Source organism: Collinsella aerofaciens (genome assembly GCF_039062365.1).
Taxonomy (GTDB): Bacteria; Actinomycetota; Coriobacteriia; order Coriobacteriales; family Coriobacteriaceae; genus Collinsella.
Genome location: NZ_JBCJBI010000002.1, coordinates 155426 through 169331, shown reverse-complemented (window position 1 = coordinate 169331; position 13906 = coordinate 155426). Strand labels below are relative to the sequence as shown.

Genomic DNA, 13906 nt, shown 5'->3' with positions numbered 1-13906 from the left:
TTTCGTTTGTTGTTTGGCGGGCGGCGTCCTCGCGATGGGGGCACGGTGCGAGTCGGAGCAGGCGTGCGTGCCGGCGCGTCGGCGCCGCCCAAGACGTGTATAGCGATTTCGATTGCGGCGGGCATCGGGGCCGCCTGCGATGGGTCGAGCTGGGTCGAGCCGTCCGCGCCTCCACGGGAAGCGCACAAGCTAGCCGAGGCGGCGCCTGTCCCTTCCGCCCAGGTAGACGGTCCTGCAGGTCTGGGAAATCCTGCTCGCGATCGCCTCTGCCGTGACGCGCTCGCCGCGCCTTGCGAGCCTGTCCGCCAGCGCGCCCGGCGCGTAGTTCGACGTAACGATGGTCGGGCGCATGTCCTCGTAGCGCGCGTCGAGCACGCTGAACACGGTGCCGACTGACCATTCCGTCGCGTCCTCCTTGCCGAGGTCGTCGAGCACGAGGACGTCGCACTTGGCGTACCGCGCGACGGCGGCCTCGGTGCCGCCCTCGTCGAACGTGGCCTTCACGCGCTCGAGCATGCCCTTGGCCGTCGTGAAGGCGACGTCGTAGCCGGCCTCGGCGAACAGCCTGGCCATGGCGGAGGCGGCGCGCGTCTTGCCGGCGCCGACGCCCCCGTGTATGTAGAGCCCGGCGCCCCCGTTGCCCGCGAACGAGGCGATGTACTCGGCGAACTCGGGGCGGTCGGCCTCGGCGGCCCAGTAGCGCCTGGGGATGCCCGCGCGCGAGAGCGCCTTCTCCCGGCGGGCGGCCTCCTCCTTGGCGGCGAGGGCCGCGCGCCTTCGCGCCTCGGACTCCCGCTCGTTGGCTGCGCCCTCGCACGGGCAGGGGGCGGCAGAGACCCAGGCGACCCTGCCCGCCAGCGCCGCGCCGAGCGGATCGAGGGCGGCGCCGCAGTGCGGGCACGCCCTCGGCTCCGGCTCGTCGAAGGAGAGCCCGGCCGCACGGGCCTGCTCCAGGGTGATGAGTCCCGCTCGGTCCATCGGGCGCCCCTTCCTTATCTTCTGAAGTCCTTGTTGTCCCTTTTGCTTATTGGGTGGCATATCGTCAGGGGTTTCCCTGTCATTTCGTCAGGGGTTCGGGCTGCGAACCCTGTCATTTCGTCACCCTTTCGCGCCGGGAACCCTGACGAATCGTCAGGGGTTGCCAGCGCTCCGGGCGGCAGCCTCTCGCGCACGATGCGGTACCGCTTGGTGGCGTGCCCGCGCGCCGGGGCGTGCACGCCGCATTCCTCGATGAGGCCCCGGTCGAGCAGGTCGCGGATGGCGCGGTGGACGCTGCGCTCCTGCACGTTGAGGAATCGTGCCAGGCCACCCTTGCTCTCGAAGTAGCCGCACCCGGCGTCGCAGAAGCCGAAGATGCGCGCGTAGACGAGCAGGGGAAGGCCGGAGAGGCCCAGGTCCGCCATCATGAAGTGCCGTACCGCCGTGAACTCGCGCGGGGAGGGGCCGTCGCGTCCCCTCGGGCCTGCGGCTGCCATCGGCGCTAATCCCTTCTGGGCGAGCCGACGATGCTGTTTCGCTCGACCCATGCGACGAGCTCGTCGTGCAGAACGATGCCGTCGCGCGTCTTGCCGCCGATGTAGCGGATCGGGAACGGGTCGTCGGGGTCCTTGGCGAGCCGGTACATTGCGTCGCGGCTGATGCGCAGCATCGCGCACGCCTCGTCGGCTCCGAATATCGCGTTGGTCGATGCGATGAGCCTCACCTGGCTCCTGCTAATGCTCTTGGTCATGGTCGTCCTCGAGCTCCTTTCGTCTCGAGGCTCCCTCGCGTGCCCGGCCGCGGGCGGCTCCCGGGGCGGTCGCCGCCGTCATTTCCTGCCGCTCCTCGACTCGATGTAGGCGTCCACTGACGCCCTCGACACCAGGAGCTTCCTTCCGAGCCTGTACGAGTCGATCTCTCCCGACCAGATGAGGTCGTATGCCTTGTTTCTGCTCGCCCTCATGTACTCCTGCATCTCGATCACCGTCATCCATTCGTCGCGGTCCTGGTTGCCCTCGGGCGCGGCGCATTCGGCTGTGCGTGCCATGGTTCCTCCAATCTTCCCGTGCGGCACCGTGCGTGCACGCCGCGCGGCACAGTGTCCCTTTTCGTCTGCGCGACGATTGAACCGCCTGATGGCGCTTGGCGCGCACAACGGGAGCGAAGACGGGTCGAGGTGGGTCGAGCTGGTCGGGCCTCCACGAAACGGCCATGAGCCGCGCGCCTTAGCTCGCAGCTAAGTCCCTGAAAAGTAAAAGGCGCCCATGCGGGCGCCTGCCTAGTGGCTGGAGTTGTTCAGTTTTGGTTGGAATGCTTCTCTTCCGCGGTGCTGTCGTCCGGGGTCCGGCATCTGTCGTTCGCCTCTTCTGTCGTGTTTGATGTTGCGTGTTCTGCGAGCGACCTTGCACAGGTTTTTCAGCCCGTTGCCCCAGGTGCACCCTGATAAATGGTACCCATCCGTTGGGACACGGACGTTGCGGGAGGGCTTTCTGGGCAAGCTGGGATGGACGAGCGGCGGGATTCTAAATGTAATAATTCGAGCTAGAGGGCCTTGTGCTCTATTTTGCAAAACGCGAGGGACGCAATCAACTCGACGATTTCCCCGAACCCTTTCTGAACCAATGGGGAGCGAATGCGGAAGCCATTGAGGCATGCAAGAAATAGGGGCAAAAAAATAGGGCAGAATCGCTCTCACGATCCCGCCCCGCAAACCCGAGGGTTTCTAACTGGAACCTATTATGCAGCTAAGCGGCGTCTTATCAACACCCCCCCCGCGTAACAGACTCCATTGTCGGTAAACGCTCCGCCAAGGGCTGATCGCATCTCTAGACGAGCTTCTTGCGCGTCTCCTTCAGTATGCCCTTCTTGAAGTCGGACCACTTGCCGAAGAACTTCTCGTCCGTCGCGGTGGCGGTGTGCTCCGCGTATTTGATTGCCGTGAGTTCCATGGTGCAGATGTAGTCCGCCGCCTGCGAAAGCCGGTACTCGGAGGGCTGCGCCGATCGGTAGACGACGGCGTCCTTCGACAGCGCGTACTCGACCGCGCGATGGAGCGACTCGGCGATGGAGCGCTGGCCGTTGTCATAGTAGACCTTGACCATATCGTAGGATTGCAGCTCCGCGAGGTTGTCGAACAGGAAGTTCACGATATCCCTTCGCATCGCCCCCGCGAGCTTGTCGAGCGAGGCGAACTGCTTGGTCGCGTATGCGAAGGTGTGGTACTTTACGGGCATGTGGCGGAAGAAGACGCGGAACGAGCCGAGCATCATCTTGCGCGTCCTCAGGTCGAGCCCCGAGTACTGGTCCTTGCCGTTCATGAGCGGCGACGCATGGAAGGGTATGTCCGGGAGCCCCTTGGCGCGAAGGGCGCCCTCATATGCCGCGATCGAATTCGCGATGTTTTCGGATTGGTCGTGCATGACGACGGTGAGCAGGTAGTGGCGGTCGGAGAGGCCGTCGCTTCCCGACTCGTCGACGAAGATGCTGAGTTCTCGCATTGTTCTCCTGGATAAGAAAAAAGCCGGGGAAAACGTCCCCGGCACTTGGAAGCCTTCCTAACGGAAAACCAATTACCTTATATCATGTACTGTCCGGAAATTCAAGGGAGCTCGATGCGTTTCCGGACGCCGGCGGAATCTCAAAGCCCGCTCGTCCACTCATGGGCAAGCCACCTGAGACTACTCACTTTACCCGCGGACGACGAAGAGCTGCGACCTGCGGTTTTTCAACCAGCATGAAAGCCGCCCGCGTTGATTCACTTGCGATTGCAGCTGGCGGCTTGCGGGCAAAAGGGCGGTTGAGTTTCAAAACGGGCGTTTTCGGCGATATCGAGCCTCCAAAGGCGGCTCGCTGTGCCCTTTGGGACAAAAACAAAAACTCAAAGCCCTGAGTTCGAAAAAAGTTTTTAGAGTTGTCCCAGCTTTTGTCCCCGAAGCCGACAAAACGCGACATGGCGTCACCTGGCGACACTCGACTCGAGACGGCACCGAAAACTGGGTGCAACTGGAGTGACGGAACGCTAGAACCGAAGCCATCGAGTGGGAATAGAACAGACGTTCGATTCTATGCTATAGTGTTTGCCAATGGGCGCGGCATCTTCCGAATCCGCGCCCATTGCTATACGGGCCTTACGATGACGAGCTGACGATCATAGGCGCCATGCGTGCATTTGCGGCGGAACGGGGATATGCGCCCGACTTCTCCGAATCCCGCCTCTGTCACGAGATTTACCTCTCGGACCCGCGCAAGTACGCGCCGGAGAAGCTCAAGACCGTGATTCGCCATCCCATCAAGCCGATTTAGCGAAACGAGCGCCGCCGTGCGGTCCGGCTTTTGGGGTTTATCAATTGGTAGTCCGCGTCGATTGAGCAAGCTGCCCTGCCTCCCGGCAGGTGCGTAATCCCCTTGGTCGATCCGTCTCGAGGTGCGCTCTTTGCTCATCTTGTGGCGTGGAGTTACGATACTCCTAAAAGTGTAACCAGATTCGAGTTTTAGGAGCAGCTTTTGAAGGGTAGCAGACTCAGGAACCGCGATAGATACCTCGAGGAGGCGATGCTCTTCCGTGACACCGACCTCATCAAGGTGATCACGGGCGTGCGCAGGTGCGGCAAGTCGAGCCTTCTCGATCTAATTAGGATGACCATCGAGTCTGAGGGAGTTGCTGGCCGCGGCTTTGTGAGCGTCAACCTGGAAAGCAAGGGTACGGGCATCAAGACGGAGGACCAGCTTTATGATTACGTTCGCGGGCGCCTGTCGGACAAGGGTCGCACCTACGTTTTCATAGACGAGCCCCAGAGAATCGATGGCTGGCAGGATGCGGTCAACGCAATGAGGGTCGACTTCGATTGCGACATCTACCTCACGGGCTCGAATGCGTATCTTCTCTCGAGCGAGCTGGCCACCTATCTCTCCGGGCGCTACGTAGAGGTAAAGATGCTGCCCCTGTCCTTCTCCGAGTTCGCCGACTTTTGCGGAATCGAGTTCGTATCGGGAACTTCGGTGGCTCTCACTCCCGAGGGGGATCCCGTTCTCTTCGACGACATGCTTACTCGTTACCTTGAGTACGGGGGCATGCCAGCCATCGCATCCCTCTCGACGACCCAGGCGCAGCACTCGGCGTACATGTCCGGCGTCTACGAAGCCATCGCCGTGCGTGATATTGTCAACCGTGAGCGCGGGAAGGGCAAAAGTGCGGTGACTGACCCTTCCCTGCTGCGCCATGTGGCCGAATTCCTGGCGGACAACATCGGCAACGAGTGCTCGTCGAGTCGAATCGCCGGCGCGTTAACTTCTGCGGGGCCGAAGACCACGAACAAGACCGTTTCCTCGTATGTGGGTGCGCTTGAGGAGGCCTTCCTGTTCTATCGTGCCACGCGTTACGATTTGCACGGCAAGGCGCTCCTCAAGACGAACCCAAAGGAGTACATCGTCGACACCGGCTTCCGGACCTGGATGGCCGGCTATAGGGTCACGGATACTGGCCGCCTGTTCGAGAACGCCGTGTATCTCCAGCTGCTCTACGAAGGATGGAGCGTGCATGTGGGCAAGCTCTATGGCAAGGAAGTCGACTTCGTCGCGACGAAGGACGGGCGCGTGCTCTACGTGCAGGCGACTGACGAGATGTTCGCAAGCGAGACCAGGGAGCGAGAGATCGCCCCTCTGAAGTCGATACGAGACAACCACGAGAAGATCGTGGTCGTGAGGCAGGGTTCCTACGAAACGGATATCGACGGCATCCGCATCGTGAGCGCGAGGGACTTTTTCCTCTAGGGCCATGCGATTCATCGCGAGGCAGTTAGGTCAAGTGAGAAACATGCCTGACATCGGTTTGCTGACGATCTAAAACAGTAAGGAGAAGCTTGGACAATCGCAAAATCGAGCAGAACGCGGTCAATGCTGTCAAGCAGGCTTTCGGCGATGTCGCTTGCGTCTATGCGTATATAGATGAGAACGACAAGACCGAATGCACCGACGGGCACCTGCAAGTCTACTCGTCTTCTTCCTTCACGATTGAGACCGTTGAAGGCCAGTTGCCGCTTCAGGTCAAGGGGACCACTTCGAAAAGAAAATCGGACCGACCTAAGCGGCAAGTTCGAGTTTCAGACCTCAAGCACTATCTCAACATTGCTGGAGGCTGCATCTATTTTTACGTCTACTGTGGGAGCGAGGCTCGTTCAGCGGAGGTTTTCTACAGACTTTTGCTTCCCTATGACCTAAAGAAGATTCTGGCCGATATTCCGGAGCAACAAGAGCGCATCTCTTTGCGTTTCGACCGGCTTCCATCAGACGCGGCGGAATTGACGCGGCTTGTCAGAAGGGCGGTCAAGGACAGAACAAAGCAGCGAGCAGTCGCTGGCATCGCCCCCAAGACAATCGAGGAATTTAAGGACGCCGGCCTTTGCTTTGATGAGTGCGAGTTTGGAATCGAGCTGCTCGAGGGCGAGTCGCCCGCAAGCTTGGCTCCATACAGGAACGGGCTGTATATCTACGGGAAGAGCCCCTGGGGAGAGCTGTATCCCTTGAATAAGCTTGAAAACATAGTTGGCGTCGCGATTGGGTCTCGGCATGACGTCAGTTCTGGTGATGTTTCCCTAAATGCGGTGGTCATGGCCGGAGAAAATGAGAATGGCGAGCACGTTTTCTTCAGGGGTTTCGACATATGCCTCTCCACCAACACAATCACCCTCAGCGAGACCGGAACTCTTGTCGAGCGCATGGAAGAGTTGGCCCTCATGCGCGCATTGATGCAAACCGGTACGCTTTCCATAGACGGAAGCGGCTTTGCTCGCGGGTGCAAGTTGAGCGGAGGCGACTTCGACGCCCTTGAGAGTCGATTGCAGTCGCTGGAGATTATCAAGCGGGTTGTCGACGCTCTTCATTACAAGCCAGAGCTCGACATCAGTGCGTTGACCACTCAGGATTTAAGAAACATCGAGACAATTTACAAGGGATTGGTTGAGAACGCACCCCTCCACTACAAGGATCGGCAAAACGGATTCGGATATATCAATCTGGGGAACCATCCGATTAAGCTCGTGTTTTACCAAGTATCTGAAGATATGTACCGAATGGTCGATGGGCTTCGACTGGATGACCTGACGGTCTCGGTGTTCTTCCGGGGCGAGGGGAATGCCCCCGTAGTCGTCGCGCCTCTGTTCGTCCAAACGATGCAGGACTATATGAGGCTTGCCAATATCGATGCCGAGGTGTTTGCCGCTACGTTGAAGCAGTATCCAGTCACCGAAGTTAGCTCTGCCTACGTCAACGACAAGATGCTTGAAATGCTATCAGCCTACGATCAAGATGCGTGCTGTAAGGAAGAGTTGCTGAAATGCTGCGAGATGACCGTAGGCGCCCTGGAAGCTTTTGCGGATCGAGAGGCAACCCTGATAAATCGATATCAAATTGCCGCTCGAAAGCGAGATCTTACTAGCGAGGAGAAATCTGAGTTAATGGCAATCCAGCTGAATTCAGATAGTGCGCTGTCGAAAGCATGCGCAGCAGCCTTGCGCGGAGACTCGGACATGGCCTCTGCGCTCAGAGCGTCACTTGACGAAGAGGCATGAACGACGCTCGGCTCATGGCCGATCGGCCGTTTCTTCGCATAAGACCGCATAGACTTTTTGAGGCATCGAAATGAAGCTACTCGTCGAATCGATTAGAAATGCGGTTGAGAAAGACTGCCTTATTCCAGCCCTTATGTCTTCCCTTACCATTCCCGACGCCATGGGGCAGCTTCTTTACCCCAATCTCGTCCTTCATAACGGGAAGAGAGCGGCGGGGCGGCAGTATGTGAAGTGGTTTGATGACTGGGTGGCAAACGACTTCCTGTTTTCGGGAGACCCCTCGAACGAAGATGAAACGATTCCAGGTCAAATCTTTAATGGGAAGATGTGCTGGAAGCTCCGGTGCTCCCTGTTGCATTCAGGCGACTACGATGTGTTGGTCGATGCTCCCGAGAAAGACGAGAGCTTCGACTACGACTACAAGTTCGAGCTTGTCCTCCACGGGTGCAACGCCCTCTGCTCTTCCTGGCCGTCGCCCAAGAGCGGGATGCGTGCGACTAAGAGCGTGACGTTCCGCGTTGATGTGGCGTCGCTCGCGAGCTCGCTGTGCAACGCCGCGGAGGCCTGTCTTAAAGAAACGGGCGAAACGGTCAGTTACCCCAATCTGGAGTTATTCGACGTGGCTGCATGGGCGGATAGATTCAATACTCGCTGAGCCATCTCGTCAAACTCCTTGTGTGCTAAACGTTGGTGTTGGCGCCCCGGAAAAGGGGTGTGGCCAGCGTCTAGAATCTTCAGCTACCACGCTGAGACGATAGGAGATGACCACATGGACACTATGGCGCACGAGGCGCCCGCGACGCCGTTGCTTGCGTTTCGCTATCGCTGCTCGAAGCGTGTCGCTTGGGGCCCTGGCCGGAGGAGAGACGACCGCTCCCTGCGAGACTGCGGAACCACCTATATCCGCTTGCTGCGGGCTTGCTTGAGCCAGTTCCTCTTGAAAGAGCCTATACCTCCGAAGAACTTGTTGTACGTCTCACCGTTCTCCTTGGCCTCGCACTTGACCAAGGCAAGTTCGATGGTGCAGAGGTAATCCGCCACTTGCTCGAGGCGGTAGTCGGTCATCGAGGTCTTGCGGCGTCGGACGACCCCTTTTGAGAGGACCTTGCCCACCGAGCCGTCTCGCCCACGGAACAGAAGGAGCGCATCCTCGCGACCTTCGGCGACCTGTGCTGCGAGATGGAGGGCTGCACCATCGCGCAGGGCCCTTTCCAAAGCGAAGTGTCGAGCCGAAGTGTTGAGCGTCGGCCCTGAATGTTCAATGGCCGTTGTTTTCTGCCCCTCAAGTGGTGAACTTCTCCTCGGGGCTGTTGATTCCCCCACGCGCCCCCTTCCGTTCTCTGTGTTCCCCTTATACTCCTTGTACAAGGAGGTAAGAAGTCATGGACAAGACCGCACAGGACAGCTTGGCAAAGAAACCCGTCGACATGAGGGACAGGATTCTCGAGCATCTCGAGGCCCTTACCTCTGCCGTCTCGCTCGACGACCTTGCCCGTCTGTCTACCTCCGACATCGCCGAGACGCTCATCATCTCCAGGAGCCTGGCGAGCCAGTACCTCAACGACCTTGTTCGCGCCGGCCTTGTGGTTAAGGTGGCGGGCAGGCCTGTCCGTTATTTTCATCGCCGCGCGTTCCAGAAGCGTTTTCAGGTAAAGCTCTCGGCAAGCGAGTACGCCTCGCTCGCCGACCTCATCCAGGCGACGGGAATCGCCGATCACCGCGACTTCGCGCGTGCCGTGGGCTTCGACCTGAGCCTCAGCTCCGTTGTCGAGCAGTGCAAGGCTGCGGTGCAGTACCCTCCGTTTGGCCTGCCCATCCTCTTGAGCGGCGGCGTGGGTGTCGGTAAGTCTTTCCTTTCTCGCCTTGTGTACGAGTACGGCAAGAACCAGGGCTTGCTGTCCCGCGACTCCTCCTATGTGCGCATCGACTGCGCCGGGGTCCCGGACGCCGCCTCGTTCAACGGGCTTCTTGACGAGTCGATCGCGAAATCGCGCGGGGGTGTGGTCTTTGTCAACGGCATCGAGGCACTCTCTCCCTCTGCGATGGAGCACTGCCTTGCGACGGCCCTCGGGCTCGATGCCTCCCAGGATGCGCCGCGCGCTCGCCTCGTTCTTTCGACGACGCTTTCCGCCGATGACCTGAAGGTTTCCTCGGCCTACAGCAAAATGCCCATCTGTGCCCGCGTCCCCTCACTCAAGGAGCGGACCCCCGAGGAGCGCGAGGATCTCATCTTGAGCTTCCTGCGCAGCGAGGGGTGCCGAATCGGTTCTGATGTGAAGATCAGCCGCGGCGCATACCGTTGCCTCGTGAACGCGGACTTTTCCGATAACATCGCCGGCTTGCGCGCCTGCGTGACGAACTGCTGCGCCAAAGCGTTCCTCAATCGCGAGGGCGACTACGTCGTCGTTCGCCCGTATCTTCTTCCCAGCGGGCTCCTCTCCTCCGCGCAGATCGATCAACAGCCCGACGATGGCGTTCTGATCGACGCGTCCCTAGATGCCGCCGAGAGCACAGGGCCGGTCGAGCAGGCGCTCGATGCCCTGTGCTCTCTCGATGAGCGATTCTGCGCCGGGGAGCTCTCTGTCTCCGAGCTCGTCTCGCAAGCTGTCTCCGCTGTGCGCGGCGTTGAGGATCACTTGATCTTCGGCCGCGGCGTTACCTCCTCGAGGTCGCGCGCCTTCGAGCGCATCGTGGGCGCGGTCCTTGCCGACGCAGGCTCTTCTTATGGCATCGAGCTTTCGAGGAAGGTCGCTTTTCTACTGGCCCAGGAGATTTGCCTGCAGTTGTGGCCGGGCATCGGCCTGGCTAAGCGAAAGTCTGCCTGTGCGGAGCAAATCTCCCATCTCCTCGGTGCCGTGACCTCCGAATTACCGTTTGCCTCGAGCGTCTCCGATCAGGTCGCCGCAGACGTGGAAGGGGCGCTGGGAATCTCGCTCGATCACTTTACGAAGACGCTTCTGACGCTGTGCGTCGCATCGGAGTCTCGCGATGCGAAGGCCCTTCGGACGCTCTGCGTCATCTTGTCCCACGGCTACTCAACGGCGACGAGCATCGCCGACGCGGCGAACCGTATGCTCGGCATGCATGTGTACGAGGCTGTCGACATGCCCTACGACCAGCAGCTGAAGGACATCGTCGGTCCGCTTCAGCGCCTCGTCGACCGCCATTCCTACTGCACCGGGGTCGTGTTCCTCGTCGACATGGGCTCCTTGGAGGAGGCCTATAAGGCCCTCGAGAACGTTACCGACTCCACTATCGGCGTGGTGAACAACGTCTCTACCGGTCTTGCGCTCGAGATCGGGGTCGGGCTGCTCGGCGGCAAGTCCATCGCCGAGGTTCTTGGCGATGCGACCGCCGCGTGCGTGACGCACTGCAAGGTGATCGAGCGCGTCAACCGTGAGGACGCCATCGTCTTCTGCTCCGAGTCCGGGGTCGACGCCGCGGAGAGGATACGCCAGCTCGTCTCGCAGAGCCTCCCGCGCACCATAGGCGCGCGCCTGCTCACGAGGCCCTTCAAGCAGCTCGTCGCGAACGGGTCGAATGACGCCGTTTTCTCCGAGCACCGCGTCTGCGCCGTCATCGGCACGGGAGACCCTGGGGTCGCCTCCGTCCCCTTCGTCGCCCTCGAGGACATCATGTCGACGGCGTCCGCCTCTAAGGTTGATGCCGTGTTCGGCAGGTGGCTTGACGCTTCCGAGCTCTCTTCTTTCCACGAGAAGCTGCTCTCGAACATGACGCTGCAGAACGTCATCCGCTCCATCACCATCCTCGACCCGGAGCGGCTATTCCACGAGATCGAGAGCGCCGTGCACGAGCTTCAGCGCAGGACAGGCGAGAAGATCGGCAGCAACGCCATCATTGGGCTCTACGTCCACCTCTGCTGTCTCGTCGAGCGCCTTGTTACCAGAAACCCCATTGAGACCTACGTTGGCCAGGACCGCTTCGAGGAGGAGCGTGCCGATTTCATCGAGTCCTTCAGGCAGAGCTTCTCGAGCATCTCGACGCGCTATCGCGTAGAGGTTCCCGTAAGCGAGATCGCATATGTCTTCGACTACATAAGCGTGAGCGCCGCCCCGGCGCGAGAAGAGCGCCTCGGCTCCTCGGACCTCCTGCTCGACGAGTGACCTTCCCCGCGCCGCCGCAAGCTGACTGCGCGTCCTCAATAATCCGATAACCCCTTGCCCGGCGCGAATCCGGATAGCGCCGAGGCAGTACCGAACGTAAAACTTCATTTGATAGGAGCAAACATGAGTGTTGTTATGGCACGAATCGACAATCGCCTGCTTCACGGCATCATCGTGACGCAGTGGGCCCCGGTGTCGGGCGCGACCCGAGTCATGGTCATCGACGACAAGGTCGCCGGCGACGAGGTCCTGAAGTCCACTATGAGGATGGCGCGCCCCGCGGGCATGGCCGTCTCGATCATCTCCGAGCAGACCGCGCTCAAGAACTTCGCGGCGGGCAAGTACGACCGCGAGAAGGTCTTTGTCATCGCCAAGGAGCCCGAGACGATCCTCCACCTGGTCGAGTCGGGCATCGAGCTCCCGTCGCTGATCGTCGGCGGCTCGCTCGTCAAGGAGGGCGGCGTCCAGCTCACCCAGCGCGCCTATGCCTCCGCCGAGAACGTCCAGAGCTACAAGGCGCTCATCGCCCGCGGCGTCAAGGTGACGGCACAGTTCGTGCCCGCCGACAAGCCCGTCTCCGTCGCCGACCTCATCTAAGGAGGGATCATGGTCAACTTCACTATCCTGCAGGTCGTCCTTTTGACCCTGCTGGCCTTCATCAAGCACGTGGACTACTACGGCATCCCAATGATCTTCGTCAACTATGCCGTCTTCTGGGGCCTTATCACCGGCGTCGTCATGGGCGACTGGCAGACCGGCCTCGTCATCGGCGGCACCATCCAGCTCATGCAGCTCGGCGTCGCGGGCTTCGGCGGCTCGTCGATTCCCGACTACGGCACGATGGCCATCATCGCCACCGCCTACGGCGTGACCCTGGGCGCGGACACGGGCCTCGCCATCGGCCTGCCGGTCGGCATGCTCGGCATCCAGCTCGACGTCATCGTCAAGATCCTCAACGGCTTCGTCGTCGAGAAGTCCCAGAAGTTCTGCAACGAGGGTAAGTTCAATCAGATGAACGCCATCCTGTGGGTCTGCCCCGCGCTCTTCGGCCTGTGCGCCGCCCTGCCCGTCTTTGTCTCCGTGACGCTCGGCCAGCCCGCCGTCAACTGGCTCCTCGAGGTCATGCCTCAGTGGTTCCTCTCCGGCCTCACCCTCGCCGGCAAGATGCTCCCGGCCATCGGTATCGCCATGCTGCTCCGCTACATGCCCACCGGCAAGTACTTCCAGTACCTGCTCGTCGGCTTCTTCCTCTCGGCCTTCCTGAACGTGCCCATCATCGGCGCCGCCATCGTCGGCGTTGCCCTCGCGATCGCGTTCTACCAGCGTGCCGAGAGGGACACCGAGCTCGCCGCCCACGCTTCCGCAGACGCCTTCATCGGAGAGGATGAGTAACCATGGAAAACGAGAACATCACCGCCGTCGCCGAGGGCAAGCCCTCCGGCTACAAGGTCACCAAGAAGGATCTGCGCAACGCGAACTGGCGCTGGCTCATGAGCGTGTGCACCTTCAACTACCAGACCCAGCAGGGCGCCTCAGTCGCCTACGCCCTTTCGCCGGTCCTGAGGAAGATCTACACGAACGACGAGGACTATAAGCAAGCGCTCAACAACCACTTCCGCTACTACAATACCCAGCCTTGGCTCGCCGCCATCATCCTTGGCGCCTGCGTGGCCATGGAGGAACGCGACGGCCTAGCGGCGGCGGACGCCGTCCAAGACCTGAAGATCGGCACCATGGGACCGCTCGCCGGCGTCGGCGACTCCCTGCTCATGACCATGATCCCGACCATCATGGGCTCCATCGCCGCCTACATGGCCATCGAGGGCAACCCCGTGGGAGCCGGCATCTGGTTCGCGCTCATCCTGGCCATCTTCTGGGTCCGCATGCACGCCCTCGAGTTCGGCTACAAGCAGGGCGTGAAGCTCGTCACCGACTTCAGCGAGAAGCTTCCCAACCTCACTGCCGCCGCCTCCGTGCTCGGCCTCACCGTGGTCGGCTGCCTCATCGCCTCGGTCATCGGCGTCACCTGCCCGATTAGCTTCAGCTTCGGCGACGTCTCGATGGAGATTCAGCCGCTGCTCGACAAGATCCTGCCTGCCATGATCCCCGCCGCCATCACGGGAAGCGCGTATTACCTTCTTACCAAGAAGAACGCGAGCATGACGGCCCTCATCCTCGTGGTGATCGTCCTCGCGATGGTCGCCTCCGCCGCTGGCATCCTCGCCTAGCTTCGACCCA

At 60.7% G+C, this 13906-nt stretch carries 14 protein-coding genes; 7 read left to right on the top strand and 7 right to left on the bottom strand.

Annotation, left to right across the window (positions count from 1 at the left end):
* Window positions 1-189: 189 nt before the first annotated feature.
* The 6 genes from ABCN01_RS01930 to ABCN01_RS01905 all read right to left on the bottom strand — a co-directional run bounded on the left by ABCN01_RS01930 (window position 190) and on the right by ABCN01_RS01905 (window position 3930).
* Window positions 190-978, bottom strand: a complete 789-nt coding sequence (locus ABCN01_RS01930) for an ATP-binding protein (RefSeq protein ID WP_342995707.1) — start codon at window positions 976-978, stop codon at window positions 190-192.
* 14 nt (window positions 979-992) lie between these two features.
* Complete coding sequence (locus ABCN01_RS01925; protein ID WP_123219270.1) at window positions 993-1475, bottom strand: hypothetical protein; 483 nt, start codon at window positions 1473-1475, stop codon at window positions 993-995.
* Window positions 1476-1480: 5 nt separating this feature from the next.
* Entirely contained in the window at window positions 1481-1729 is a 249-nt protein-coding gene (locus ABCN01_RS01920) for a helix-turn-helix transcriptional regulator (RefSeq protein WP_096227028.1), read from the bottom strand.
* Between the two features lie 78 nt (window positions 1730-1807).
* The gene (locus ABCN01_RS01915) at window positions 1808-2026 is read right to left on the bottom strand and encodes a helix-turn-helix domain-containing protein (RefSeq protein ID WP_033500215.1); all 219 of its coding nucleotides are present in this window, start codon (window positions 2024-2026) and stop codon (window positions 1808-1810) included.
* A gap of 778 nt (window positions 2027-2804) precedes the next feature.
* The gene (locus ABCN01_RS01910; protein ID WP_071128201.1) at window positions 2805-3476 is read right to left on the bottom strand and encodes a DUF3800 domain-containing protein; all 672 of its coding nucleotides are present in this window, start codon (window positions 3474-3476) and stop codon (window positions 2805-2807) included.
* Window positions 3477-3660: 184 nt separating this feature from the next.
* Window positions 3661-3930 (bottom strand): hypothetical protein, encoded by a 270-nt coding sequence (locus ABCN01_RS01905; protein ID WP_342995705.1) that lies wholly within the window; start codon window positions 3928-3930, stop codon window positions 3661-3663.
* Window positions 3931-4482: 552 nt separating this feature from the next.
* Between ABCN01_RS01905 and ABCN01_RS01895 the strand changes: the two genes are divergently transcribed.
* The 3 genes from ABCN01_RS01895 to ABCN01_RS01885 all read left to right on the top strand — a co-directional run bounded on the left by ABCN01_RS01895 (window position 4483) and on the right by ABCN01_RS01885 (window position 8199).
* Entirely contained in the window at window positions 4483-5748 is a 1266-nt protein-coding gene (locus ABCN01_RS01895; protein WP_342995704.1) for an ATP-binding protein, read from the top strand.
* 89 nt (window positions 5749-5837) lie between these two features.
* Window positions 5838-7544 (top strand): hypothetical protein, encoded by a 1707-nt coding sequence (locus ABCN01_RS01890; protein WP_342995703.1) that lies wholly within the window; start codon window positions 5838-5840, stop codon window positions 7542-7544.
* 70 nt (window positions 7545-7614) lie between these two features.
* Window positions 7615-8199, top strand: coding sequence for a hypothetical protein (locus ABCN01_RS01885; protein WP_342995702.1), 585 nt, complete (start codon window positions 7615-7617; stop codon window positions 8197-8199).
* Between the two features lie 242 nt (window positions 8200-8441).
* On the opposite strand, the gene ABCN01_RS01880 is transcribed toward ABCN01_RS01885, so the two are convergent.
* Window positions 8442-8867 carry a hypothetical protein gene (locus ABCN01_RS01880; RefSeq protein ID WP_195192562.1) on the bottom strand — a complete coding sequence of 142 codons (426 nt, stop codon included), beginning with the start codon at window positions 8865-8867 and terminating at the stop codon, window positions 8442-8444.
* Between the two features lie 59 nt (window positions 8868-8926).
* Here ABCN01_RS01880 and ABCN01_RS01875 point away from each other — a divergent pair, with 59 nt between their 5' ends.
* From ABCN01_RS01875 to ABCN01_RS01860, 4 genes are all read left to right on the top strand, one after another.
* Window positions 8927-11668, top strand: coding sequence for a PRD domain-containing protein (locus ABCN01_RS01875; RefSeq protein WP_342995700.1), 2742 nt, complete (start codon window positions 8927-8929; stop codon window positions 11666-11668).
* A gap of 123 nt (window positions 11669-11791) precedes the next feature.
* Entirely contained in the window at window positions 11792-12265 is a 474-nt protein-coding gene (locus tag ABCN01_RS01870) for a PTS sugar transporter subunit IIB (RefSeq protein ID WP_055287016.1), read from the top strand.
* A 9-nt stretch (window positions 12266-12274) separates the two neighbouring features.
* Entirely contained in the window at window positions 12275-13060 is a 786-nt protein-coding gene (locus ABCN01_RS01865) for a PTS mannose/fructose/sorbose/N-acetylgalactosamine transporter subunit IIC (RefSeq protein ID WP_055287014.1), read from the top strand.
* 2 nt (window positions 13061-13062) lie between these two features.
* On the top strand, window positions 13063-13896 hold the full coding sequence (locus ABCN01_RS01860; protein ID WP_117680463.1) for a PTS system mannose/fructose/sorbose family transporter subunit IID: 834 nt from the start codon (window positions 13063-13065) through the stop codon (window positions 13894-13896).
* Window positions 13897-13906 lie beyond the last annotated feature (10 nt).

Excerpts from the sequence above, each read along its gene's own strand:
- ABCN01_RS01930 (WP_342995707.1), bottom strand. The coding sequence starts at position 978 with ATGGACCGAGCGGGACTCATCACCCTGGAGCAGGCCCGTGCGGCCGGG.
- ABCN01_RS01915 (WP_033500215.1), bottom strand. The coding sequence starts at position 2,026 with ATGGCACGCACAGCCGAATGCGCCGCGCCCGAGGGCAACCAGGACCGC.
- ABCN01_RS01925 (WP_123219270.1), bottom strand. The coding sequence starts at position 1,475 with ATGGCAGCCGCAGGCCCGAGGGGACGCGACGGCCCCTCCCCGCGCGAG.
- ABCN01_RS01910 (WP_071128201.1), bottom strand. The coding sequence starts at position 3,476 with ATGCGAGAACTCAGCATCTTCGTCGACGAGTCGGGAAGCGACGGCCTC.
- ABCN01_RS01920 (WP_096227028.1), bottom strand. The coding sequence starts at position 1,729 with ATGACCAAGAGCATTAGCAGGAGCCAGGTGAGGCTCATCGCATCGACC.
- ABCN01_RS01865 (WP_055287014.1), top strand. The coding sequence starts at position 12,275 with ATGGTCAACTTCACTATCCTGCAGGTCGTCCTTTTGACCCTGCTGGCC.
- ABCN01_RS01885 (WP_342995702.1), top strand. The coding sequence starts at position 7,615 with ATGAAGCTACTCGTCGAATCGATTAGAAATGCGGTTGAGAAAGACTGC.
- ABCN01_RS01860 (WP_117680463.1), top strand. The coding sequence starts at position 13,063 with ATGGAAAACGAGAACATCACCGCCGTCGCCGAGGGCAAGCCCTCCGGC.
- ABCN01_RS01870 (WP_055287016.1), top strand. The coding sequence starts at position 11,792 with ATGAGTGTTGTTATGGCACGAATCGACAATCGCCTGCTTCACGGCATC.
- ABCN01_RS01905 (WP_342995705.1), bottom strand. The coding sequence starts at position 3,930 with ATGTCGCGTTTTGTCGGCTTCGGGGACAAAAGCTGGGACAACTCTAAA.
- ABCN01_RS01875 (WP_342995700.1), top strand. The coding sequence starts at position 8,927 with ATGGACAAGACCGCACAGGACAGCTTGGCAAAGAAACCCGTCGACATG.